Origin of the sequence: Planococcus lenghuensis, assembly GCF_001999905.1 — a bacterium.
Taxonomy (GTDB): domain Bacteria; phylum Bacillota; class Bacilli; order Bacillales_A; family Planococcaceae; genus Indiicoccus; species Indiicoccus lenghuensis.
Genome location: NZ_CP019641.1, coordinates 40,143 through 63,288, shown reverse-complemented (window position 1 = coordinate 63,288; position 23,146 = coordinate 40,143). Strand labels below are relative to the sequence as shown.

Annotated in this window: 25 protein-coding genes; 8 read left to right on the top strand and 17 right to left on the bottom strand. The window is 42.7% G+C overall.

Features of this window, described 5'->3' with window-relative positions; genetic code table 11:
• Positions 1-75: 75 nt before the first annotated feature.
• The 5 genes from B0X71_RS18955 to B0X71_RS18935 form a co-directional block, all read right to left on the bottom strand.
• Positions 76-282, bottom strand: a complete 207-nt coding sequence (locus B0X71_RS18955) for a hypothetical protein (RefSeq protein WP_077591134.1) — start codon at positions 280-282, stop codon at positions 76-78.
• 260 nt (positions 283-542) lie between these two features.
• Positions 543-863, bottom strand: a complete 321-nt coding sequence (locus tag B0X71_RS18950; protein ID WP_077591133.1) for a hypothetical protein — start codon at positions 861-863, stop codon at positions 543-545.
• Positions 864-961: 98 nt separating this feature from the next.
• Positions 962-1,276 (bottom strand): YolD-like family protein, encoded by a 315-nt coding sequence (locus tag B0X71_RS18945; protein ID WP_077591132.1) that lies wholly within the window; start codon positions 1,274-1,276, stop codon positions 962-964.
• 189 nt (positions 1,277-1,465) lie between these two features.
• Positions 1,466-2,992 (bottom strand): competence protein CoiA family protein, encoded by a 1,527-nt coding sequence (locus B0X71_RS18940; protein ID WP_198038772.1) that lies wholly within the window; start codon positions 2,990-2,992, stop codon positions 1,466-1,468.
• Positions 2,993-3,194: 202 nt separating this feature from the next.
• Positions 3,195-3,650, bottom strand: coding sequence for a hypothetical protein (locus B0X71_RS18935; protein ID WP_077591130.1), 456 nt, complete (start codon positions 3,648-3,650; stop codon positions 3,195-3,197).
• A gap of 566 nt (positions 3,651-4,216) precedes the next feature.
• On the opposite strand from B0X71_RS18935, the gene B0X71_RS18930 reads away from it, so the two are divergent.
• The 5 genes from B0X71_RS18930 to B0X71_RS18910 all read left to right on the top strand — a co-directional run bounded on the left by B0X71_RS18930 (position 4,217) and on the right by B0X71_RS18910 (position 8,744).
• Positions 4,217-5,563 (top strand): hypothetical protein, encoded by a 1,347-nt coding sequence (locus tag B0X71_RS18930; protein ID WP_077591129.1) that lies wholly within the window; start codon positions 4,217-4,219, stop codon positions 5,561-5,563.
• Between the two features lie 90 nt (positions 5,564-5,653).
• Positions 5,654-6,340, top strand: a complete 687-nt coding sequence (locus B0X71_RS18925) for a class F sortase (protein WP_077591128.1) — start codon at positions 5,654-5,656, stop codon at positions 6,338-6,340.
• Between the two features lie 432 nt (positions 6,341-6,772).
• Complete coding sequence (locus B0X71_RS18920) at positions 6,773-7,681, top strand: metallophosphoesterase (protein WP_232336881.1); 909 nt, start codon at positions 6,773-6,775, stop codon at positions 7,679-7,681.
• Between the two features lie 266 nt (positions 7,682-7,947).
• The gene (locus B0X71_RS18915; RefSeq protein WP_077591126.1) at positions 7,948-8,292 is read left to right on the top strand and encodes a helix-turn-helix domain-containing protein; all 345 of its coding nucleotides are present in this window, start codon (positions 7,948-7,950) and stop codon (positions 8,290-8,292) included.
• Positions 8,293-8,510: 218 nt separating this feature from the next.
• Entirely contained in the window at positions 8,511-8,744 is a 234-nt protein-coding gene (locus tag B0X71_RS18910; protein WP_077591125.1) for a hypothetical protein, read from the top strand.
• Between the two features lie 230 nt (positions 8,745-8,974).
• On the opposite strand, the gene B0X71_RS18905 is transcribed toward B0X71_RS18910, so the two are convergent.
• The 9 genes from B0X71_RS18905 to B0X71_RS18870 all read right to left on the bottom strand — a co-directional run bounded on the left by B0X71_RS18905 (position 8,975) and on the right by B0X71_RS18870 (position 17,975).
• Positions 8,975-9,211 (bottom strand): hypothetical protein, encoded by a 237-nt coding sequence (locus B0X71_RS18905; protein ID WP_156889976.1) that lies wholly within the window; start codon positions 9,209-9,211, stop codon positions 8,975-8,977.
• A gap of 127 nt (positions 9,212-9,338) precedes the next feature.
• Positions 9,339-9,674, bottom strand: a complete 336-nt coding sequence (locus B0X71_RS18900; RefSeq protein WP_077591123.1) for a hypothetical protein — start codon at positions 9,672-9,674, stop codon at positions 9,339-9,341.
• 1,313 nt (positions 9,675-10,987) lie between these two features.
• On the bottom strand, positions 10,988-12,004 hold the full coding sequence (locus B0X71_RS21630) for a gamma-glutamyltransferase family protein (protein ID WP_269750129.1): 1,017 nt from the start codon (positions 12,002-12,004) through the stop codon (positions 10,988-10,990).
• A gap of 31 nt (positions 12,005-12,035) precedes the next feature.
• A complete protein-coding gene (locus tag B0X71_RS21625) occupies positions 12,036-12,698 on the bottom strand; it encodes a gamma-glutamyltransferase (RefSeq protein ID WP_269750125.1) in 663 nt (220 codons plus the stop codon).
• A gap of 257 nt (positions 12,699-12,955) precedes the next feature.
• Complete coding sequence (locus B0X71_RS18890) at positions 12,956-14,284, bottom strand: DUF2254 domain-containing protein (protein ID WP_198038771.1); 1,329 nt, start codon at positions 14,282-14,284, stop codon at positions 12,956-12,958.
• A gap of 215 nt (positions 14,285-14,499) precedes the next feature.
• Complete coding sequence (locus B0X71_RS18885) at positions 14,500-14,955, bottom strand: TVP38/TMEM64 family protein (protein ID WP_077591121.1); 456 nt, start codon at positions 14,953-14,955, stop codon at positions 14,500-14,502.
• 358 nt (positions 14,956-15,313) lie between these two features.
• Positions 15,314-16,321, bottom strand: a complete 1,008-nt coding sequence (locus B0X71_RS18880; protein ID WP_077591120.1) for an ion channel — start codon at positions 16,319-16,321, stop codon at positions 15,314-15,316.
• Between the two features lie 314 nt (positions 16,322-16,635).
• Entirely contained in the window at positions 16,636-16,827 is a 192-nt protein-coding gene (locus B0X71_RS21110) for a hypothetical protein (RefSeq protein WP_156889975.1), read from the bottom strand.
• Between the two features lie 221 nt (positions 16,828-17,048).
• Positions 17,049-17,975, bottom strand: a complete 927-nt coding sequence (locus tag B0X71_RS18870) for a helix-turn-helix domain-containing protein (protein WP_077591119.1) — start codon at positions 17,973-17,975, stop codon at positions 17,049-17,051.
• 273 nt (positions 17,976-18,248) lie between these two features.
• Between B0X71_RS18870 and B0X71_RS18865 the strand changes: the two genes are divergently transcribed.
• The gene (locus B0X71_RS18865) at positions 18,249-18,863 is read left to right on the top strand and encodes a recombinase family protein (RefSeq protein ID WP_077591118.1); all 615 of its coding nucleotides are present in this window, start codon (positions 18,249-18,251) and stop codon (positions 18,861-18,863) included.
• A gap of 74 nt (positions 18,864-18,937) precedes the next feature.
• Here the strand turns inward: B0X71_RS18865 and B0X71_RS18860 are convergent, their stop codons facing one another.
• The 3 genes from B0X71_RS18860 to B0X71_RS18850 form a co-directional block, all read right to left on the bottom strand.
• Positions 18,938-19,714 (bottom strand): hypothetical protein, encoded by a 777-nt coding sequence (locus tag B0X71_RS18860; protein WP_077591117.1) that lies wholly within the window; start codon positions 19,712-19,714, stop codon positions 18,938-18,940.
• 14 nt (positions 19,715-19,728) lie between these two features.
• On the bottom strand, positions 19,729-20,517 hold the full coding sequence (locus B0X71_RS18855; protein WP_077591116.1) for an SMODS domain-containing nucleotidyltransferase: 789 nt from the start codon (positions 20,515-20,517) through the stop codon (positions 19,729-19,731).
• A gap of 402 nt (positions 20,518-20,919) precedes the next feature.
• Positions 20,920-21,654, bottom strand: a complete 735-nt coding sequence (locus B0X71_RS18850; protein ID WP_077591115.1) for a helix-turn-helix domain-containing protein — start codon at positions 21,652-21,654, stop codon at positions 20,920-20,922.
• Positions 21,655-21,943: 289 nt separating this feature from the next.
• On the opposite strand from B0X71_RS18850, the gene B0X71_RS18845 reads away from it, so the two are divergent.
• Entirely contained in the window at positions 21,944-22,744 is an 801-nt protein-coding gene (locus B0X71_RS18845) for an FRG domain-containing protein (protein WP_198038770.1), read from the top strand.
• A gap of 58 nt (positions 22,745-22,802) precedes the next feature.
• On the top strand, positions 22,803-23,063 hold the full coding sequence (locus B0X71_RS18840) for a hypothetical protein (protein WP_077591113.1): 261 nt from the start codon (positions 22,803-22,805) through the stop codon (positions 23,061-23,063).
• Positions 23,064-23,146: the final 83 nt, after the last annotated feature.

Sequence of the window (23,146 nt, the reverse complement as noted above, 5' to 3'; positions counted from 1 at the left end):
TGACTTTTCTTTAAACAGACCTGCCCAGCTCAAATTAACAAATGACACAAAACAAAAAGCCACTCATCCGAGTGACTAGAGGAAATACTTAGCCCAGTAATACAAACAGCCAAGCGCAGCAAACGTGATGACCGGCTGCATGATGATTCTTGGAAATCTCAGCCGGGACATGATACCAGCTAATACGGTCAATATGATGACTGTGCCAAACATGAAAATTGCCAATGTCACCGCCATGCTATCTATAACCGAGGTATCCACCTTCGATAAATCAAGCGCCATTCTTTCATCCCCCTTCGTTATCTATATCGGGAATTCGCGCAGGGATATTAACCCAAAAACGACAGGCAACTGTAAGTTGAAAAGGAGAAAGAACGTGTGTTAGGCGTCTATTCTCCTTTTACTTGCGATTCTATTTCCGCCATACTGAATTCCTTAACCTTGCTCCACCGATACAGATGCTGCTTCTTTTATTGATGCATTAGTTACCGGTTTCGCGACACAATAAATGACACAAGACATCCATTCCTATTGCCCTCAACTTATACGATATCCCTGCTCGCTTTTAATGAGATCAAGCTTAGATAATCGGCGATCTTCATCGTATCAAGTTCTCCTGGCTCGATATCCAGCGCAGGGAATTCTAAAATAACGTAATCATCGTCTGGTCTTAACTGGATGTATCCTGCAGCAGAAAGATCATCCATAAGATTCCGCCCCCTTACTTCAAACCACTGCCAGTGTGCAGGCATGATCCGCAGCAACATAGAATGACCAAACAAGTAGCCGCTGTTCTTTTCAGAATTTCCCTCTTCTAATAATTCGACGATATCCACTTTTTTCATCGTTGTTTCTTCCGCCATATCTTCCCCTCCAATGAATTTCTATTAAAGCAACAATTGATTTCCGTGAGCTACATGCAATTCCAGTAGGATGGATATCGTTTTCCTGCAGCTAGCAACTACTCAAGCATATGTACCGATGTAATCGTATTCAAGGAAAGTGGCCATTCCCCAAACGGATCCAAATAAATCAAGATCTCTTGCTCTTCATCAATTTGGCGGATGGTTCCGCGATGGTAGTGGAAATGCCGGTCCTGCCAAGACTGAATAAAAACAGGACATTTTCGTTCAAAAGCAATCGCCAACATTTCATGAATATCGCGGCGTTCACTGGCGCTGAGCAACGGCTGCGGGTCGATAATCGGTTCATCAGTAGCAGGTGATGGATGCTCTGATACAAAGAGACCATGCCAGCGTGTATAAGATTTCTGCATTTCTTCACTCCTCTCTCAGTAAGAACATATGTTCTTATTATACCCGTTCCTTTCAACGATTGAACACCATTTTGCAATAATGGTGACGATGCTTAAGGAAAACGTAAAAAAGAGCCTCAAATAGGCTCTCATGACGTTGTCCTTGGCTATTAGGGCAGACCCGTTCTCCTTGTCTTCATTGATCAGCCGTTATTCCATGACAGCAAGATTTCCTTTTAACCTTAAATCTGTTCTCGCTGCTTTTTTATAGACTCCCAGGAAGCTCTTCACTGGATAAGCAGCAAACTTCAACTGTTGCGAGTCCAATTCAATGCCTGACCTTCTCAGCAATTCAATCATCTCTTTCACAGAAACAGACCAATTCTCTTCTAAGTAGTTCATTTCCAACCAATCCATAATCACTTTTCTCCACACTCGATCGGATACAGGGATATAAATGGCGCCCTCCACTCGGATGGTCAGGAGGCGTTCTATAAATAACCGGTATTTTTTATCAGGTACAAAATCAGTAATTAATTTCAGCTGCTTCTTCTGCTTTTCTTGGAATCTTTTATGCCAGAATTCGTCTAATTCCTGTTCCCCCCGTGTTGTAGCATAAGGAGAACGAAAGCCTGACTGCAATCGACTAGAACGGTAATCATCAGCCGGGAATTGTCGCTGTGTCGTTAGACTTTCTGCTGTCGGATATTGTTTCTCTGCATTAGCCGCTTCCCTTTCTGCTCTTGCTTTCGCCCTTCTCTCTTCAAGTTCCCGCCGTTTGGTTTGCTGTTCTTCTTGCAACTGCAGAAACTGTTGCTTGAATTCCTCCCTCAGGTGCTGTTCTCTTTCTGGATCACGCAAACGAAAGGATTCATTTTCAATCTGCAGGGCCTGACCAAATGGAATCCGCGACGTCTCTCCGATCAGAAGCCCGCGGTACGGCCCTTGCACCTGGTCCTCGATATACCGGAACACCCGGATGTAGTTCTTGTCATCAATCGACGAGATGTAATAGATGCTCTTCAGCTTCAGTGCTTTATCGGTTTCCATCGTGGTATAGCCGAGAACTTCAAACAGTTCTTTTCTGCTTATGTAGCGACTGATTGCGTCTTTCCATTGAACGTCTTCTTTGTTTTCGAAGGAGCTCAGCCACTCGATCTCCCACATAACGATGCTTCTCTTATTCAGTTCTTCAGCGAAGTTGGCTTTATCAATCAGCCACAGCGGCTCTAGTCCTTCTTGAAGGAAATAGGTATGCCGATCTCTGAAGTTTTTGGCATGCAGTACACTCTCTGTCTCTGTCATGTCGGTCAAGACGGTCACGGCCCATTCCCTGCCTCCAATTTGGACATACAGATCCGGAAAGAATTTTGTAAATCTCCCCACACGATAACCTTCCAGAATTTCAATCTGTTCTCGACCTGCGGATGCTGTGTTTAACTCATCCTTGATCATACTCACTAGCACCGAATGCTTGTATGATTCTCGTTTTATTTGCTTCATATATTGTTTGTACGCCTGTTCAACTTGCTTTGATTCTACACAAGCTCGATTTGGTAGATGAGCGAAGAAAGTGCCGCGCTCATCTCCAGATCGAACTTTTAATGGTTCTCCACAGTAAGGGCAAGTATATATATTCTTCTGAGCTAATTTTTTCAGTTCACTAATTGTATGTATCCGTAGAATTTGGTCGATGAATTCCTCTGAGTTATCTCCTTTATTAATGGCGAACTTCAATTTTATTTATCACTCCCTATCACATTCTGGTCCTTCTACCTCGAAAGAATTTATACTATTAGTCTTTAGTTATCTGCTACTAGCTACTGGTTTCTTGGGAATATAATTCAAATAATTCCAGTAGAATTTCTTCTCCCATTCCTCCTGTTATTCTTTCGCCACCTACTTCATAAACAAAACCGATCTCTGAATCAGGAAGAAATTACCCCTCATAGAATGGAAATACAAATGAGATTCTGGCAGTTTCGTTCAATACATCCGATATTATTTCTTCATGTTTATATCCATCTGCTTCTTTGCTGAGTATATCTTCTTTTATTCCCCCTGTTACTTTCACGACATCAACGCCTTCAATTTCACCTGCTTCCCATTTCGGGTCTTCCAATACTGCATCGAAAAGTTCCTCTAAATTAAATTTTTCTTCGTTATAGTCATATTCCAACTCTTGTACTAGTTGGACTTTAACGCTAAACGAGGAAACTACATTGGTTACTTCTGCATCCACTTTTTGAACGTTGTCCATAACTTCCGTTCCAGTTCCCACTACGTTGTCAATTACTTCTGTTCCTTGATTTACTAACTCCTCTGTTTTTTCGGTACAACCAGTAAGCAACAGAATAGAGATTCCTAATAACGATAATTTCCATCCACTTCTCATATTTCTCATCCCTTTTTCATTTTTACAAACCAAATATACTAGTTTTATTTTACTATATCTTATTTTACTTATTTACATTTTCTACAAATATATTTCTCGTCAATTTCACTCCTTGTATGAATAATTTCTATAATATAGCTCTTTATCAGACTGGTGTTCATAAAAGTACATTTACATAAACGAAAAAGGAAGAGACTTTCTTCGAAGTCCCTTCCCTACCGATAAGTCGTAATATGTAACCCTATAATTCTTATACTTATCACTTTCATTATTATATACAGGGGAAGAGAAACAAAAATGAAATAAAAACAGAGACTAGTCACCCTTACTTTTTTAACGGGAGATTAAATTTAAAATTTTATGTTTATTTATTAAACATTAAAGGTAAATGACAATTGTAACAGATGATCCTCCACCTAAGAGACTACATACCTAACTAAAGAGGATGACAAAATAAGGAAAGGAGTTGTGATTGAACCGAAAACCGCATTAGCCTTTTCTTCCTGTCCATAGAAAAGATCGCTCATGCCCCAAAGATATCACGATAAAAAAGGAGTGCTTAGTTGATGAATGTAAAACGAATTTTTTCCCTCTTGATGGTGTTGGTGCTGATCATGCCGTCTTTCGCTTTCGCAGACGGGACGCCGAAGGAATCGGAAGAGAATCCGACCGTCTCCAGCCCTGCCGCTGACTTGCGTGCAACTCTCAGCCAATTGCTTTCCACCCACTTTGAATATCAGACATTGGTCGCCATCAAGGAATTCCAAAACGCACCGGATCTTGAAGCGGTCGAAATGCAGCTCGAACAGAATACCCAAAATATCGGGGATGCCATCGCTTCTGTTTACGGTGAGGAAGCAGCGGATCAGTTCCTGGAGATTTTCGCTGAGCAGTATGAGAATACGTCCGGCCTTGCCATGGCCGTGAAAAATGACAACCAGGAAAAAATTGAAGAGATCAAAAACGTTCTGTTGCAGGAATTCCCGAAAGAGCTCGGCACGTTCCTGAGCAATGCGACTGGCGGAGAACTTCCGGAGGAAGCCGCCATTAATGCCATTCAAGTCCATGAACAATTTGTGCTCGATACATTCTTTAACTATATCAATGAAGACTATACTGCAGCTTATGAATCTTTCAATGACGGTTTCAACCAGTTCTATGAAGTCGGCGCGATCCTTGCCCAGGCAATTGTCAGCCAAATGCCGGACAAATTCAATCACACGGAAGCCATCACCCCTGCTTCCGATTTGAGAGCGACCTTGAACCGGCTGCTCACCCTGCACCTTGACTACCAGGTCCTGACGGCGATCAAGCAGTATGAAAACGCGCCGGACCTCGAAGCGGTTGAGATGCAGCTTGAACAGAACGCACAGGATATCGCCAATGCCATCGCATCGGTCTATGGCGAGGAAGCGGCTGCCCAGTTCCTTGAGATCTTCCTGGAACAATATGAGAATACGTCCGGATTCGCAATGGCGGTAAAAGAGGACAATCAGGAAAAAATCGAAGAGCTCAAAAATATCCTTCTTGATGAATTCCCGACAGAACTTGGAACTTTCTTCAGCAATGCAACCGGCGGCATCATCCCTGCCGATGCAGCTGCAGACTTGATCCGCACACATGAACAGGATGTGCTGGATATCTTTTATGACTACATCAACGAAGACTACCAGGCAGCTTACGAGCGGTTTGATCTCGCGGAAGAACATATCACGACACTCGGCACAACGCTTGCAAGCGGAATCGTGACGCAGTTTCCGGATAAGTTCGACGGCGAAACAGTCCCTGCTGAAATGCCGGATACCGGTTTCGGCGGCACTGCACAGTCAACTCCATTCCTGGCATGGGCACTGTTTGCGGGCATTCTGACAATCGGTGGCGCTATTGCCATCCGCAGAAAAGTGCTGCAGTAAGCGATAAGAAAGATTACCAGAACAAAGAAGAGGGCGCGTCTCTCTTCTTTGTTTCGCTGTACATACTGATTGAAAAGGAGGAAACTGGATATGAAATGGACGATTTCCATCCTGTCCAGCGCACTCCTGACCTTGTTGCTGCTGGTTGCGGTGAATGCAGCGTTTTTCCAACACGACTTTTTCCCGGAACAACCGGTTGAAACAGATCAGGAGGAATTCGTCGCAAGCCCGGCCGCAGCGAAGCGTAGCAGCCCCGTAGCGACGGCACCGGTGTTCAGTCAGCCCGCCACGGTAAACAGTCCGGATATAGAGATGAGTGAGCTGAATTTGCCGACGGCGCTCTATCCGACAGCAATCGAAATTCCGGGCATCGCTGTCTCGGCTGAAGTGAAACCGGTCGGCGTCCTGGCGAACGGGCAGATGGGCGTGCCGGCCGATACGGTGAGTGTTGGCTGGTTTGAACCCGGGATCAGACCGGGCAACATCGGCAACGCGGTCATCGCCGGCCATGTGGACAGCAGGTCCGGTCCTGCGGTTTTCTTCCATCTGAAAGAACTGAAACCAGGAGACGAAATCACTGTATCCGACGGTGAGGGACAGAAGCTCGTCTTCGTCGTTCGGGAAATTGAAAGCTACAAGGCTAACGATGCGCCGCTCGATAAAATTTTCGGGGCAACCGACCGGCGAATGCTGAATCTGATCACATGTACTGGAACTTTTAACGGTACGACAGATGATTACTCCGAGAGATTGGTTGTCTACTCGGAACTCAAGTGATACAGCTAATTAAGTCCTCCATACCGAAAAAGCAATCCACCTCTTGTGAGCCTCCCGGGCACAGAGTGGATTGCTTTTTTATAGAGGTAATCTCTTTTCTTTCTTCCACTGTTCCCTCCCTGATACTTGCATCCCCTTTTTGCCACTATACTCATTTTCTCAATATAGAACCTTTTTTCTTATCCGAACTTTTGCAGTAGGTAAATAACGACTCCGAAACTCGCTTCAGTTATCGCTAAATGTAATGATGAACAGAGCGATAACTAGGAGTATGGTCTATCTTGGATTTGTCGATGGTCTAAACAGACATTTACGGACGGTTTTTTAACAGGTTTGCTACCTTCTGCCGTTGGATAAATGTTTGCCTGAAAGAATCCCCGGGAAGCAGTTAAGAGAACACAAACACGAGAGATGAAAAATGAAGGAGACAGGGTGACGAACGTATTCCGGAACATAGCGCTTTCCCTCGCCTTAGCTTTAGTGCTGCTGATTGTCTATGGATTGATCGAACCCCAATTGCTTGATGTGGAAGAAGAAGAAGCAGGGATTCCAAATCTGCCCGAAGAGTGGGAAGGCCAGGAAATTGCCGTGCTCGCTGACTTCCAAATTGGCATGTGGCTGGATAATAAAAGCACCGTCGAAGAAGCGATAACAGAAATTGTCGAACGGGATCCTTCTGCAGTATTACTGTTAGGCGATTATATTTACAAACCAGAAGACCAGTCAGAGCAGGAAGTGGCACAGGCCATTGAAGTACTGCAGCCACTCGGAGAAGCAGAGATTCCCGTATATGCCGTCTTAGGAAACCATGATTATGGATTGAAAAAGAAAGATGGAAACCCGGCACCCGAAGCTGCAGAAAGAATGCGTAACGCCCTGGAGGCGCTGGAGATCCAAATCCTCCATAATGAAGCAGTTACTCTTGATGCAGAAGGGGCCGTGTTGCCAGAAGGTGAATCGGGCCTGTTCATTGCCGGAATTGGATCAAGGTGGGCCGATGCTGACGAGCCGGCAGAAGCATTGGCGAATATCCCGGCAGAAGCACCACGTGTATTCATGATGCATAACCCGAACTCTTTTGAGGAGTTCCCGGCTGATGCAGCCCCGCTTGCAGTTGCCGGTCATACCCACGGTGGACAGATCAGTATCCCTGGGCTCCCGGAATGGTCTTGGGTTGCGCTGACCTCTGAGGAACCGGTTCACGTTGACGGCTGGATTGATGGTTACGGTGCACCAGGCAATCGGTTATATGTCAATCGCGGCATCGGCATGAGTGCAGTACCAATTCGCATTAACGCCAAACCCGAACTGACGATATTCACGTTAACTGCTTCGGAATAAATGATGGGGTAAAGAATATGTATGGCATGTCGGCTACTGTGCAAGCGTGGGCTTCCTTCACAGTAGCCATTGCTGTTCCTGCTTAGCAGTAATGGCTACTTTGGTGCTTTCGTAAATTGATGCCTCCAATCTGCTTTTCAATTACTGGAAGACGGAAAAACCAATTCACCTTAGCCGATTCCTCTAATTCATACGAGCCCTCGCTTTCCTAAGAAAACTAACCAACTAAACCAGAAAATTAGCCCCTAGTGAAAGGAGCAGAGAGAATGGAATCCATTGGCAAGAAAATAAAAATGCTTCGAGATCAATCTAATTTATCGGACGGGGAGTTCGCAAAAAAACTTGGCATTGCAAAAAGCACCTTATGGGGCTATGAGAGTGGGAAAAAAACAGTTTCAATTCCTCATCTTTCAGCTATTGCTGACTTTTTTGGTGTTTCGACAGATTTTTTGCTTGATCGCTCTGCGGGGCAAGTAGAGCTTGATTTGCAGAATAAGCAAAAGCTGGCCGGCTATACCTTACTCATCGACAACCATCCAATGAATGATGCAGAAATAGAAGAGGCAATTGCCTACATCCGCACCAGAAGACGAATGAAACGTCACGGCTAATTCTTTCAAAAAGAATGAAAGCTTGAACTCCCCCATTCCCACTTTTAAATGAAGTGGGAATGGGGGAGTTCCGCTTTGGTTTCGAATTGTGAAGATATCCTAAAACACTTATAGTTTGAGTATCTCGAAAGAAATGAGAAAATGTACTTAGCAAGGTTCCAGTACTTAGAAATCGTGCTTTATTTTTCAATTCATTTTTGCCTAGAGGAGCTGATAAAGTGTCAGAAAGATTTATTTTGGATACGCTTAAAGCAATTGGTCACCCCAATGCCTCAGAGATTACCCATACATTCAGCAATGCCCAACAGCCTGTTGCCAAAGTAACCGCGGTGCCCGGTTCTTCTACTTTACAGGTTATTTGGTTACCCACTCAATGCATTGAATATTTCTATGATGCTGAATCTACCGCTGCAGCCATCCTTGACCGGCTTGGTGATTCAGCATCTGTTTAAAATCTCGTTTGTTTCGAGCGATGTTTTTGCTTCAATTGATATTAAAATAGTACCTGAACTGACATGGACCCTATCCAGTTGAGGAAGCAATCCGCCTAAGCACTATAGGAATTCAATGGGCAAATTGCTTCCTTTTTATTCAAACAGCCAGTACTTAAAGAAAATGAAAGTGACTTAACTGTGTGTGATGCACCGTGATAAAAAAGAAAAACTCCCATGGATTCAGGAGTTTAAACGGAAGCAGGTGAATTGATTTGGGTTGCTATGAGACCGGCTGCCTCGTCGATGGATTCGTGGTACTCAAGCGTCTGCGTTTGAACGAAGGTCAGTTCAAGGATTTTGGTGTTTGGCAGACATCGGACGATGATCCAGTCGGTTTCATCTTTCGTAAAGGTTTGCATGATGTTGACAGTGTTATATTGGCAAACGGTTTCTAATAATTCTTTGATGTTTTCTAACTTCATCATCAGTTCCCCCTTTCCTTAACTTGGAAAGTGACTAAAAAAGTCGTAAAGAATCCAATAATTAAGTTGGTAACCATCCTGATATATCGCTGCTAGTTAATTCTCATCCCTGCGTAGGTGAGCGTTGGAATCATCCTAGCTTCCTGAATTTATTCATCTTGGCCAGAGGGGTCAAAAAATACATTTCCTTATGATGACTGCTTGAAAGCCGGAGCAGTTCTTCAAAAATCTCTTCTGAAATCAAGTACGTCTGAATGCCGTTCGGCATCATCTTCAGCTTTGGTGCTGCCTGTTCCCATTTCACTTCATCCAGTTCTACCCAGACGCTTTCGGTTTCCTGCCCATCCTCTTTGGTCAACCGGGCAAACAGCGTTATGAACGCTTGCCCGTTTTCTGCATGTAAATCTTTAACGCGGGTAAAGTAATAATTGGTCTTTTCCAGAGAATAGGGTTTTTTCTCTTGCATACCATTCCACCTTTTAACAATAACGGACAAACCGGCTATTGCTCGATTTTATATTACATAACAGCAAGCCGCACGGCGAAAACCTCTGGCGGTCCGGCCGGTTGCTTTCATGTGGATATAGGCGACTTACGGCTTCATCTCTTGCTTTTGATGATAAGCCGTTGGGAGCGGGTTTACTGGCTGAATCACTTTTTTGTTAATTCCAGGTACTCTCCCTATTTTCCTAACAGCGAACCAAAGAAATATTCTATCTCAAAAGTCTAGAGCTAAAAAGAATCCAGCGAATCTTTTCAACTCTAGATTAATTGACTAAAGTGTTAACCAAAACGTTTCATTTTCCCTCACTAATATATTAAGAAAATTATAACAATTTGTAAAGAAATTGATCTTATTGCATTTGCGACAGCAAAAAACAGGACTTTTGCCCTTAATGCTGCTACTTAGAACTTTATTGACATTATCCCCATGTCTCAATGGTTAAATCACATTCACGCTACTTAATAATTCTTCTTTTCGCATCTTGTTATATGATGTTTTAGTCGGACTGCTGATTTAATAAAAAGCTATTCAGAGGTCGGATTGCATTTCTTATCTTTTAAATCCTGTACGTGCTATGCTTAAGCTGCAAGCATATGCTTGTAACCTTCTCGCTGATCTGCACCTAAAACCTTTGCAATTTGATGTGCACAGGAACAGGACGCAGAGACGCAGAAAGGGATACCTGGCGCGGGTGCACCCTTGCCAGGTATTTTTCCGTTTTTCACCGCTATCTCTCAATCCCCATCAAAGTCATACTGTTGGTTAAGCTAAGGATTAGAACAAATGTAGTTTAGCCCCGCTCAAGTTGTATTTATTAACCTATCTTTTTCTAAAAGATAAAGATGGATGGGGTTTCCCTCCAGTTTCTGCAATAGGACGTTTCGGACATGGGATGTCAGCATGAGAAGATTAGGGGTAATTCAAATTTGAATTTCTTATTTTCTGGTCTTACGTCACCACTTTCTTCTTTATGTAAAAAACCTGTATAGAATAAATTCTATACAGGTTTTGAGAATCCCTTACTAACTGGCGAGAAGTTCTCTCATATGGATAATTTCTTTAAATGTTATTGCGTATGGCCTTGGTCTTCATGTGAATCATCTACGTCGGCAGGCACGCACTTTCCACAATAGACCTGAGCACCAAACTGCGTGAATACCCTTGAGGATTCAATTTCAGCAGAAAGAACTCTCTATAGCAGAGCATTTACCTTTCATCAAGGCTTCCCGTAAAGAATGGGTCATAAGAGCAGGACTTTTAACATCGAGACCTGTTCAATCATCAGGTGATTCTGAAAGCCCCATTGCCGCTCCCGGTCGGGACGAATCCGCTGTCCCGTAAAGGTTTCCGGTCGAAGGGTCAATCAAAATCGCCTGGACATCACCGATCCTGATATCAGGGGATTCCGCCTTTTCCACCTCGAATCCCATCGATTCAAGTTTTCCCCGGATTTCTTGGCCTATTTCCGTCTCCACCTGTACAGGGTGGCTTGGCCCATTGAATAATCGCGGCTTCCGGACCGCCTCCTTCAAATCCATCTTATATTCAAGGACATTCACTAGTACTTGAAGAACGGAAGCGACAATCGTGTACCCCCCGGGTGAACCGAGTGTGAAAAAAGGATTTCCTTTATGGAAACCAATTGTTGGTGTTTTCGAACTCACCGGGTACTTTCCGGCTCCCGGCTCATTGACTGTTCCTGGTTCCGGGTCGAAATCCGTTAAGTCATTGTTCAATAGAAACCCGTACTCCGGGACCATGATGCCCGATCCAAACATCCGTTCAATTGAGGACGTACAGGCGGCGACATTCCCCCATTGGTCTACAGCCGTAAAGTGAGTCGTCTCTGTTCCGCCATCCGAAGTCCCGTGCTGAATCAAGCGACCTGGCTCCCCTTCCTGGCACTTCCACGGGTCACCAAAACCAATTGCCTCGTTGTGTTCCTTGAAATTGATCAGTTTTCGGCGTTCCTCTACATAATCGGGATGCAACAGGCCGGCCATCGGAATATCCACGAAATTCGGATCGCCCATATAGGCGTTCTTATCCGACAGGGCAATCTCCATCGCTTCGGCAATCAAATAATACTTCTCCCAGGAGTCGGGGCCGTACTGATTAAAATCAACCGGTTCAAGGATTTTCAGCAACTGTGCCACAGCGAATCCGCCTCCGTTCGGCGGAGCCGGAAATGCAAAATCGAACTCTTTGTAACTGCTCCATAACGGTTCATCAATCGAAGCCCGGTAATTCGCCAGATCTCTTTTTGTCATCAGCCCGCCAAGCGCCTGAATGGTTTCACTGATGGCGTCTCCGATTGTTCCCTCATAGACGGACGCAAAAACCTTCTTCCCGGATAATCCGCAGCGTGTTTGCGAGATCCTGCTGTGTCACCGTGTCTCCTTCGACGAGAGGTACGCCATCTGGCATAAATACTTTCTTTGCTTCCTCTCCCAACCGGAAGTGGTTGAACTTTATCGCCTGATCCCAGAGAAACTTCACTTCGTACTCTCCGTCAGCCAGCTCAATCGCCGGATTGATCAGCCGTTCAAGCGGCATCGTGCCGTAACGCTCATGCGCCAGTTCCATCGCTTTCATAATGCCGGGTATTCCCACTGCCGCGGCTTTTGTTGACCGTTTCAGAAAAGGCACGACATTTCCTTCTTCATCGAGAAACAGTTCCGGATTCACGGCAGCTGGCGCTTGGCTGTGCCCGTTAATCACTTTTGTTTCATTCCGTTCACTGTCATAGATGGTGATGAATCCGCTGGCGCCGATGCCCGTGTCCATCCTCTCGACTGCTGCTAGCGCAAACTGGATGGCGATGATGGCATCAACTGCATTCCCGCCGTCTGCCAGCACCCGTTCTCCGACTTCGGTCGCTTCTTTTACGGCACTGGCGGCCATACCGTAACTTCCTATTGCAGTTTCCCGCCAAGCTGCCCGTTCATCTGCCTTTTGATTTCGAAAAATTTCGTCCAACTTCATGTTATCCATCACCTCTTTTGATCGATTCCTTTCCTGAATTTATTTGGTAAGTCCATTCATTGTCTTTCCATCTTTACTGTTTACCCGATTTGCCTGCATGTTAATAAGTTTTCAGGAATCGCACCCATCTAACCTGGCAGAATCTCACTTGTGCGACTTCATCCTTGTTCTCGCACCCTTTTCTGAATGAGATAGAGATTAGAACAAACGACAGTAAAAAATGAAGTTCCGAGTCTGGAACTTCACAAGTTTTCGTATTACGCCTTTTTCTGCTCGATCGTTTTTTTCAGCTTCTCGTACTCTGTTCCATTGCCTGTCGCATTTGCAAGCAGATCTAGTTTTTCCAGTAACAAATCGCGGTCAATATCATAAATGATTTCCTGTGATACATTTTCGATTGTATTCTCAGCGAAACGCCAAATGTGGGTATGGCGAATCGGGTTTGATGACTGAGCCAACATTCGAAGGGCAGACACAATTTCAATGATAATCGGAAGATCGCCTTTCGCATAATGCCGGATCATTCCGAAACCTCTATATAGTGCGCCTTCAAAATGCTGCTCTCGGGTAATCACCCGGACCTGCTTGTCTGAATCAGCAAGATAGGGTGTAAATGTAATGCGCTCGTCAAAGACCTGCATCAAGTTGGCCAGCTGATAAATCGCATTGACGGCCGAACGGGGATCCCCGTTGCTGATCGATTTGATGGCCACTTCTGCCAGCTTGCTCATCGCCGCATAATTGTCCTGGATTTCCGTTTCTTTATTGCCGAATGCAAAGCATTTTGTATACGCGTCTTCATCCACTTTGTATGCCCCTGGTCCCCAGTAGGAAAACAGTGGGTTGCCGGCCAGCATGAAATCGCCTATCCGTTCGTGGAGTGCAAGGATTATATCCTCTTTCTGTGCCTCGCTGACCATTCCTTGAAAATCAACAAGCTGAATATAGCCAGCCTCAGGTGCTTTCACTATCTTTGCGTGTTTCCGGAACTCTTCTTTAAGATCTCCTGCTTCCACTACTTTCAGTTTTTCCATATCTTCTGTCAGGGTTTTTTGGATAATCTCTTCGGAGATAAGCCGCATATTCCACGTGATATTATGCACTTGCATCCAATAGATGGCGTGATTAATGAAAAAAAGGAAGATGATGGCCGTACTAAACGTCATCAATACCGTCAGCAGCGGAACAAGGACAAATTCATCCTGCCGAAAATTATTCATGAATAAAAACAGGAGCAGCACGTAGATAAAACTGCCGTTGAATAGGCCGACGAAATGCTGGGTCTCTCTTGTGGCAATAAAATCCTGCAGCATGCGCGGTGAAAACTGACTGCTTAATGTAGTCAGAAATACCAGCAGGATATTTAATGTAAAAGCGCTCAGCAGCAAAATCGAAGCGATCAATGTACTTACCAGTGTCCGGGTCGCTTCATGATTGAAGGCAAAGAAGCTGGCGCGTACGGAGAGATCAACTTGCATGTCGATCAAGAGCGTGACAATTGCAAGGACGGCAGCTGCCATGACATACGCCAGTGGTTTAAACCAAAGTGACTGGTGTATTTCATGCTTCCGCTGCCGCCGGGACATCCGAAAATATTTCCTTATTTCTCTTGGCAGAAATTTTATCAACATACACCAGGTTCTCCTTTCGATTCCCGTAAAGAAGAGGCAGGGAAAACTAATTCAAGATACTAATCAAACCTACCGATATTTGGTTAATCAGCAGCTGCACGCGATTTATATATGTTGCCGATGAAGAAGCAAGCGGCAACCAGAACGAAGAGTAAGAGCGGCATGGTAAGTCACGACAGAGTGGAAATCGCATTGCCGAACGCCGTGTATAAAACGGCCAGCCCAAGAAGTGAATACAGCGCATACTCCTTATATGAACTCGTCACTTCCATTAAATACACGCTCAGCAGATTGAAACTGATGAACGGCATAATACGCAATATCAGGACCTGACCGAGGGAAATCGTTTTATCGTGCATAAGTTTCTCCCTGAGGTGATCGATCTTCCCTTTGAATTTCGGAAACTTGTCAACCATCCCATACGTAACGAGGGCGACGATTGACAGCCCGATATAAAACAGCAGCGCTCCTTTGACAAAGCCGAACACCACGCCCCGTGATGCATAATACCACAACGACGGGCAAAAACAGCAGCGGTCGGATGAATGCAGCAGAATAAAAAGAACGGGAGCGAACCAGCCGGCATTTTCAATAAACGCTTTCATTGGTTCATGAAACGGATCCATCAGAATCCTCCTGCTGAAATGCGATTTCTCCTTTCTATAGATAGCAGAATTGAAAATGAATGTTTCAATAAATAGACGAAATCCGCTGATTCATTAGGCATTCCAAAGAATTGCAGAAAAAAGATAATCTCTCTATGCAGGAGAACAGGATAACCCCCAATCAGTTATTCTTGCTAATCAGCAAGGAAACAACCGATGTTTCATCTGAAGGAGTTATAAATCTTCCTTCTAATCGCAAGTACAGATGAAGGGAACGAAACAGAAAGACCTCACGTAAAAAATTGCTGCTCGGTCTTCAATACACAGCAGAAGAAAGCAAAACATAAGGAAAAAGATAACAAAACAGGCCTCGTTATATTCACGTACCGCCTGTTTGTCCAGAAGGCCATTGCCGCGCATCGGATTCAAGGGCATTGAGGAGTTTTCTTCTGCGCCCCTGAAGTTGTTCAACTTCTGTTTTAAATTCTTTATCGGTCATCGTCGGCAAACCTAAAATCCGAATATCGTCTAAATTAGCTATGGACGGAACTTGTCCAGCTGTTTTAATGAGCCGGGGTGAAAGTGCATCCAAGTAGCCCTCAATACTTGATCTTGCTTCTTGAATCAATACCCTATTCGGCTGATACGGCTCAGGAACGCCGAATCGAAGAATTGTCAGTGCTTCATCGAGGACAGTGACTGCAACTGATGCAGCTTGTTCGTCCTGTGGACAGTGATAGTAGTACAGAACCGGATAGGCTTTGTGCTGTGCGGCCAGGGTGCTGAGTTGTGAAGAAGTGGAACTTAACAGCAAATTAATATCGGAAAAATCAGTGCCATTCCAAGAGTTTCTCACAAATTCACTTCCCGATTTGCCAATTGCGGTAATACTGGAAGCAAACGAACGTTGCTGTATGACCGAATTGAGAATGGATAGTGTGTATGTGGCACCAAGCGTCAGAAACAAAAAGCCGTTTCCTGATGCAGCTGCGGTGATCACTTGCCAGAAACCCTCTCTTGGAACATAATCGCCAACGCCAAGCGTGAACACGACATACCCCGTAAAATAAATCCGCTCACTCCAGTTGATCGGCTTGTCATCGCGTGTATCAACCACCGAATGGATATCCCCGGAAAAAACCAGCAGCCAGCCGAGCCACAATAACCCTATCCACGTTACGAGTGTAATGGCCAAAACAGCCGGTCCTGCCAGACTGAGCAGCCAAGGATGACCCCTGCCGATTCCCCTCGTCATCTTCCATAAGAATCTCGATAATCGGCTGGAGATGGGCCCGGCTCCTCCGTCCACCCAAAGCGTTGTCCAGAAAACATCTATCGTCACGAACAGCAATAGGCCAATGCCAGCCACTAAATAAATCCATTCCATGTACCTACTCTCCTTTCTATGAGACTCCTGCTACACTTTCTCTTTGGTTTTATCCGGCACTGCAGGTTGTGCTTCTGCAAAATCCGTTGCATGGCGTTCCAATTCAGTTTTATGCTCTATCGCTTCTTCAGGAGATGCCGGATTTTCCGGTGGTTATTGCGGCAGCTAGTCTGGCGGTACAGTTGACTAACTGCTTCTTCCTTGGCTGTCATTATTTCAACTATACCTTCGGTTAGCCACCGGTATAAGCAGACCGTGGCACACCAAGGGTCAACAAGGCCGTTTTTATAACCTATTTTCCTTTAAGTTTCTTCTTAAGCTGGAAGGCTTTTTCTCAGCTCCTTTTCCATCTCCACATACTTTTTTAGGATTTCGTTCACCATTTTTAAGTTAGCGATCTGCCTGTTCCGCTTTTCGTCTTCGCTTGTGTTTTCAGGGCCGTGGCCCTGCATATACTGCTTGCCGATCAGCTGATCAAAACGGTACAGCGCATTCGCTCGATACAATTCATCCACATTTTAATTTATGATTCATTTTTGATGCTATGCTTCTCGATGACTCCCTTGTCGTCAATTGATCGCTCAATTTTTCCTTAGCCACGTCCATGTCACTTCGCTTGAATAGGCGTTTTCGCCCATACAAAAACACCTCCGATTTCTAACCCTGTTCCCAGTGTATCATCTCGAAGGTGTTTTATTGTGTCTCATTAATTTAGAATAGCCCACTTTTATCTACTGCTTTCACGGGTTTTTAGTTTCTGGTATTTTCCTTTGACAGCCATTTCCGATCGTCCTAGCTGGTCTGCAATTTCCCTTAGCGTGAATCCCTTTCTTCGGAGGTTCAGCAGCGTCTCAACATCCTCTTCCTTCCATCGTCTAGGGGAAGCCTTCAATGGCCGGGCTGTAAACTTACAATCGTTCAATTTCTTCACGATCGTATTCTCCGGTCGATTCAGTAAACCCGCTAATTCCTTATAGGTATACTTACCTTGTTTCACAAGCAGCAGCAACCATTTTTCTTCTGTCTCTGTCCAGTTCGAATACCGCTTTTTCTTTCGTTTGTCATGGACATCCTGCTGCCTTTGTTCTCTAACCCATTCGGGCTCAACTCCCAAGGCATGGGGTGCTATACGCGAAAAGTCAATTCCGTTTCTGTTTTTCGCCGCCCACTCCCAGAAAGCGGAGAGACTGATAATCGGTTTGCGCCGTGTTTCTGTTGTTTTCACTGGCTGTGCCGGTAATCCATATAATCTTTCCCAACGTCTTAATGTACTGTAGTTAACATGAAGCGCTTTACCCAACGCAGTCAGGGTGATGCCATCCTGGGACAACAAAAAGCTTGAGTACCCCAAACCATACGCTTTCACTCTCACGGCTTCTGGTGTGCGCTCCAGTTTTTTTGCGATGGCATGATAATTCAGCACTCCCCACTGATCGTCCAGGTACGCCACTTCTTCGGCGGTCCACCTTTGATTATCGTTTCCCCCTTTATTGTATAGCCCTAACTTTTGTGCTTTATTCTGTACGGACGATACGGAGCGCCCCAGCGCCATGGCGATTTCAGACAGCGATGAATTTTCTGCATGAAATTCTTTCAAAAATTCAATTTCAGAAGCACTCCACGTCTTCTTTCTCTCGTGATTTCCTTCAGGCATACTCTCAACTCCTGTCTGCCAAAGTTGACAAATGAGAAACTATATTTATTATACTTAAAATTCCTGTTAGATGAATTTACATAATTGAATTTTTAAAATAAAAGCGTTCGTAAAAGTACACGTTTACGAACGGTTTGAAAATGACCAAAAAAGACCGAAAAGAGCGTTCGTAAACATATCAAATTACTTTACGAACGTTCGCGAAATTGCAAACACTTTTACGAACGCTTTTCAGGTATAATTAGAGAAAACAATCGTTCTTAGAGGTGAATTATGGAACATCGCAAATTTGGCTACATACGCGTCAGCAGCAAAGATCAAAATGAAGGCCGTCAATTGGAAGCCATGCGAAAAATGGGCATCAATGAGCGGGATATTTATTTGGACAAGCAAAGCGGGAAAAACTTTGAGCGTGCAAACTATCAATTACTGAAACGGGTTATTCGGAAAGGCGATATTTTGTATATCCACTCGCTGGATCGGTTCGGCCGAAACAAAGAAGAGATCCTCCAGGAATGGAATGACCTCACGAAAAATATCGAAGCAGATATTGTGGTGCTGGATATGCCACTGTTGGATACCACACAATATAAAGACAGCATGGGAACCTTTATCGCAGATTTGGTTTTGCAGATTCTTTCTTGGATGGCTGAAGAGGAACGAGAGCGCATCCGGAAACGGCAGCGCGAGGGCATTGATATTGCTCTAAAAAACGGTGTCACTTTCGGTCGTCCAAAAGCTACGACTACGGAAGAATTTATAGAAGTATATAGGCGTTGGAAAGCAGGAGAACTATCTGCAGTAAAGTCCATGGAAGAGTTAGGCATTAAAAAGACAACCTTTTATAAGCTGGTAAGAAAATTTGAAAACCAACATTCACAGAATTAAAAAATACATTAAAAGAAGTCCTCTAGTAATGAGGACTTCCTATTAATTCTTTCATTCAGTTTTTAAGTTATGACTTACTCCACTGAAGAAAATATATTTCTCTTAATCGTTTCCCACTCTGCAGTTACCTCTGAATTTAATTTGTGAAAAATCTTGCTAGATAAGTGTACTCCCATGCTTGCCACAGAGGATTCATAACGAAAAACCAAGCTTAAAATCAATGTTTTAACCTTATTATTTATATTTGATTCCGCCGTTAAGAATAATTGTCTAAACTCAACAAGTAACCGATCACTGGAGATTCTTAATAGTTCTAATTTAATCCAATTTGTTATTAAGCCTGTTGTGAATACTGTTTGAGCGACAATTGCAATTAAATCTAGATCAGTTTTCCGTATTAAAATTAGCACTAGCAATACAAAAAGATAAAGAATACTTTTGACTCTTTCTCTTTTTGCCATTTCCTCTGTTACCCTCAATGTGAAAAGTGTATTCTCGAAGACATTAACTCCTAAGCGGATAACAGAAGGACTTTGCGGGTTATTATAATACCTGTATGTCTCTTCATCATCCAGTTTTATGCCAAATGAATTGGATAACAAATGAACTCTTCTTTTACTTTGGGCATTTCTCAATAGAAAAAGACTTACCCAGTTACTTACAACAACATATAATACCGTAACGACAATAAAGACGATATTTAGAGTAGAGTTTAACCAGGTAATATCAGAAGAAAAAAATACGGCAAAGGAACAAACTATTGAAAGTACAAATAGCCAGTTACTTATTGTATTGATTGATGAAACTTTAGTAAAGTAACTATCTATTGTATCCACACGCTCATTTAGCATATGTAGATTACCCCTTAAAAGTTTGGAAAAAGTTTTTTTATTTCATTCTCTGCTGAGATTGGCAAGTTGTCTCTTTCCAATTCTTTCGTTTTTGCAATTATTCTTTTAGCCCGATTTACTTTGTCTTTGTAATTCTGGGAATCTGTGTAATCGTAATCGAGTTTTTCAAAGGTACTGTAGACAAATTCTTTAATATTAATACAGTTCCAATAATAGTTATCTACAACCCACTTTTCTAGTAAATACGGAGTGCGATGGCTTCCGTTCAATCTATTCCAATACTTTAATAGCCGGACTAGCGGCTTAATTTGATTATGATAAGTTGCATTGGCATCTGATAACTTACTATTAAACGTATTTGGTTGGGTAATCATCCATTCAGTATAAGAGGAGGACGGAGAAGGAATATATAGATTCCCCAAAAAATCCTTTTTGGCTGGAACTAACTCAAACTTAATATGATTTAACTCAAGCACTATCGTTGGGTGAGATTGATAGATTTCAGAGCTATAATAGTATTTATTCACAAATGCTTTTAAATGATTGAGTAGCGTTTGAGGTTTGTATTCGTAGGGATTTTTAAAGACAACCATGTAATCAACATCTGAGTTTTCGTCTGCTTTTCTCGGCAATACTGTTCTTCGAGTATAAGAGCCGAATTTAAAGTGACCATCTAAATCTCGACTAAAATAGGTATTTAATCTGCTCGATAAAGTATCTACCGATTTACTTACTTTATCCTTTTCTTCTTGCTGTAAATTCAATGCGCTAGATAAACTACTTAAATGGGATTGCACGCTCATTGATCTTCCCCCTTGTTAATTATGTCTTTCCTTACTATAACAGATAAACAAAACAGGGAACATACATTCCATTTGGTATTCCTTGCAAAGATTCTATCTATCTAGATATTTCTTTATAATTATAGAAGAAACTCAAAACAAAGCACTGAAACTTCAATTTTGAAGCTAAGCATTTATATTAAAAAGATGAAGCAATGCTCAGTGTCTTGATGCCGTTTTAAAACTCCTGCTGCACAGCTTTTTTATTTCTTATTAGAAGACTTGCTTGCTAGGGTTTTAACGCGCCACCTACTATGTCTCCTTTATGCTTGGCCATTAGTTGTCCTACTTGCTTTAAAACATAATTTTCATAATAAAAATAATAATTTTCAGCTTTTTATTATGATAGCTAATGCAGTTGTTTTAATCAGGGTAGTTCTCTAATCTATTTAATGCTTTTTCATATGCAGAAACTCGTTTCGATTCTGCTGCATCTATTTTTTGAAGAATTCGCTGCCAATATATATTCCCATCATTGCTATACGATTTTGCAGTTTCTCGCCATAGGAATTCTTCCGCTTCTTCCAGTACAATAAGTCTTCGACTGTTAATTTTTAAATGCGGCATACCGTCTTCTTTAATCAAGAGGTTAATCGTTCCATAACTGACGCGAAAATGTTCTGCAGCTTCCCGAAGTGTTAATACAGTGCGCCCCAAGTAGGAATCTCTTTCCTTTACCGACTTATGGCGAAGTTCTTCTCCGATTTTTTCTAACTCCTCTTGGATAATGGATCGGATAACTTCATCAATCATGAGTGGTGCCTCCTTTTTAATTTCATTATCCTTTAACTCTCGCAATACCGCTTTGACATCCCATACCCCTTCACTATCCGACCAGTGATTTTCCTTATAAGACTGAATCGCATCCTGTATCTCATTTAAATCAAATATCAATCGATTGCCAACTTTCCGATGAGGCATTGCTCTTTCGTAGGTGAGCCTTCTAAGTACATAGGAATCAATCCCTGTTTCTGCTGCTGTTTCTTTCATCGTTAAATACCGCTTCTTTTTCAATGTCTTATGTTCTTTTTTTGTCACGAGAAATATTTCAATTTCTTCTTTAAACAAGTTCTGAATAAGAGATTCAAAATTGGTCATCCTCTTCCTCCGCCCTATTTTAGAATCAGGATAATTAATATATTTTCAAGCTTACCAAAACTTCCGACAATATTGATAGATTCAAGTACAGCATAGATTTTGGAACAGGTTTTAATAGGAATATTTAAAAAGAGAAGTAGATCTAAGTCACCTTTTCTTTTCCTCTCAAAATCCTCATTTTATAAAAGCTATAAACTATAAAGAAGTCTACTTTTCCTTCTTCAAGTTTTGTATAATAGTAAATGGAAATATAAGGCAAGCATACTTTGCATATACCGAGGTGCTGACATTGTGGAAAGAAATTATAGTGACGGATTGGAAACAATTCAATCAACATATTGAACGATTCAGTGATAAACATTGGGTTTACCGTGGGCAAAATTCAGAGCAATGGCTTCTGGAATCTTCCCTACATCGAGAATGTAAAGCATTTAAAAGTGATATTGACAATAAAAAATGTGTAGAAATCGAACGAAAAATGGAAGAAGAATTTAAATCCTCTTATAAGTTGTATTCCAACTTTCAAATTTCAGAGCCCAAAAATGATGATGTTATGGAAGATTGGCTTGAAGAGAGATTGACCACTTTTTCCGTCATGCAACACTACGGAACACCCACACGCTTCCTGGATTGGACCCATTCTCCATTTATCGCCAGCTTTTTTGCGTTAGATGGAGCAACGAAGAGGTTTTGCATCTATGCATTAAATTTAAAGCAAATCAACCAGTTCAATGAATCCATTTCCGTTAATGCTTTTCAAAGAAATAGAATTTTTTATGACACGCGCAATCCCATCAAACCTTTTCTATACCCGTATCACGCAATCGAAAAGAATCACCGGTTAAGGGTTCAACAAGGATTATTTTTAGTCCCTAGTTTAATTAACATGACATTTGACGACATTCTTAAAGATTATGGCATTGAGAATGGGCTTTTAAACGGCGAAGAAACAGCTGTAAAACTAATATTCGATAACGATGACTTACAATACTGGTGGTTCAAACTGATTCAGATGAACATAACCCATGAAACGATTTACCCTGGACTTGAAGGGTTTTGCAAATCATTAAAGCTAAATATTTTTAAATAAAAAACAGCAATAAATGCCTTGGGTCAAGTTGCTATTCAATAAGAAAGGTGGAAAAGAAATGAAAGTTCAACAACTAGATCCGGAAGTACTCGGAAGAAATCTATTAGGCATTGTCCCGGCGTCCTTGAAAGGGAAACACTCTTGGCCACGTAGTACAGTGACTGATTACATAGCAGTTGAAACTCTCGAAGATGAATTTATAAAAGATTTATTTAAATTACCTACAATGGAACTCGTAGAAAAATGGTACGGGGGGCAAATGGAATTATTAACGTACATCGCCCGAAATTCGGTTTTTTTAAAAAAAGACCCGGATTGATGTGAATTAACCCCAAAACGGTTTCTTTTTTTAAAGTGTCTACTGTTTGGGGTTCAGTTCAACCACTTATAAATTCTTCTTTC

Bases quoted from the DNA above. Each gene is read 5' to 3' on its own strand.
- B0X71_RS18955 (WP_077591134.1), bottom strand. From the start codon at position 282: ATGGCGCTTGATTTATCGAAGGTGGATACCTCGGTTATAGATAGCATG.
- B0X71_RS18950 (WP_077591133.1), bottom strand. From the start codon at position 863: ATGGCGGAAGAAACAACGATGAAAAAAGTGGATATCGTCGAATTATTA.
- B0X71_RS18945 (WP_077591132.1), bottom strand. From the start codon at position 1,276: ATGCAGAAATCTTATACACGCTGGCATGGTCTCTTTGTATCAGAGCAT.
- B0X71_RS18935 (WP_077591130.1), bottom strand. From the start codon at position 3,650: ATGAGAAGTGGATGGAAATTATCGTTATTAGGAATCTCTATTCTGTTG.
- B0X71_RS18930 (WP_077591129.1), top strand. From the start codon at position 4,217: ATGAATGTAAAACGAATTTTTTCCCTCTTGATGGTGTTGGTGCTGATC.
- B0X71_RS18925 (WP_077591128.1), top strand. From the start codon at position 5,654: ATGAAATGGACGATTTCCATCCTGTCCAGCGCACTCCTGACCTTGTTG.
- B0X71_RS18915 (WP_077591126.1), top strand. From the start codon at position 7,948: ATGGAATCCATTGGCAAGAAAATAAAAATGCTTCGAGATCAATCTAAT.
- B0X71_RS18905 (WP_156889976.1), bottom strand. From the start codon at position 9,211: ATGATGAAGTTAGAAAACATCAAAGAATTATTAGAAACCGTTTGCCAA.
- B0X71_RS18900 (WP_077591123.1), bottom strand. From the start codon at position 9,674: ATGCAAGAGAAAAAACCCTATTCTCTGGAAAAGACCAATTATTACTTT.
- B0X71_RS21625 (WP_269750125.1), bottom strand. From the start codon at position 12,698: ATGAAGTTGGACGAAATTTTTCGAAATCAAAAGGCAGATGAACGGGCA.
- B0X71_RS18890 (WP_198038771.1), bottom strand. From the start codon at position 14,284: ATGTCCCGGCGGCAGCGGAAGCATGAAATACACCAGTCACTTTGGTTT.
- B0X71_RS18885 (WP_077591121.1), bottom strand. From the start codon at position 14,955: ATGGATCCGTTTCATGAACCAATGAAAGCGTTTATTGAAAATGCCGGC.
- B0X71_RS18880 (WP_077591120.1), bottom strand. From the start codon at position 16,321: ATGGAATGGATTTATTTAGTGGCTGGCATTGGCCTATTGCTGTTCGTG.
- B0X71_RS18870 (WP_077591119.1), bottom strand. From the start codon at position 17,975: ATGCCTGAAGGAAATCACGAGAGAAAGAAGACGTGGAGTGCTTCTGAA.
- B0X71_RS18865 (WP_077591118.1), top strand. From the start codon at position 18,249: ATGGAACATCGCAAATTTGGCTACATACGCGTCAGCAGCAAAGATCAA.
- B0X71_RS18860 (WP_077591117.1), bottom strand. From the start codon at position 19,714: ATGCTAAATGAGCGTGTGGATACAATAGATAGTTACTTTACTAAAGTT.
- B0X71_RS18855 (WP_077591116.1), bottom strand. From the start codon at position 20,517: ATGAGCGTGCAATCCCATTTAAGTAGTTTATCTAGCGCATTGAATTTA.
- B0X71_RS18850 (WP_077591115.1), bottom strand. From the start codon at position 21,654: ATGACCAATTTTGAATCTCTTATTCAGAACTTGTTTAAAGAAGAAATT.
- B0X71_RS18840 (WP_077591113.1), top strand. From the start codon at position 22,803: ATGAAAGTTCAACAACTAGATCCGGAAGTACTCGGAAGAAATCTATTA.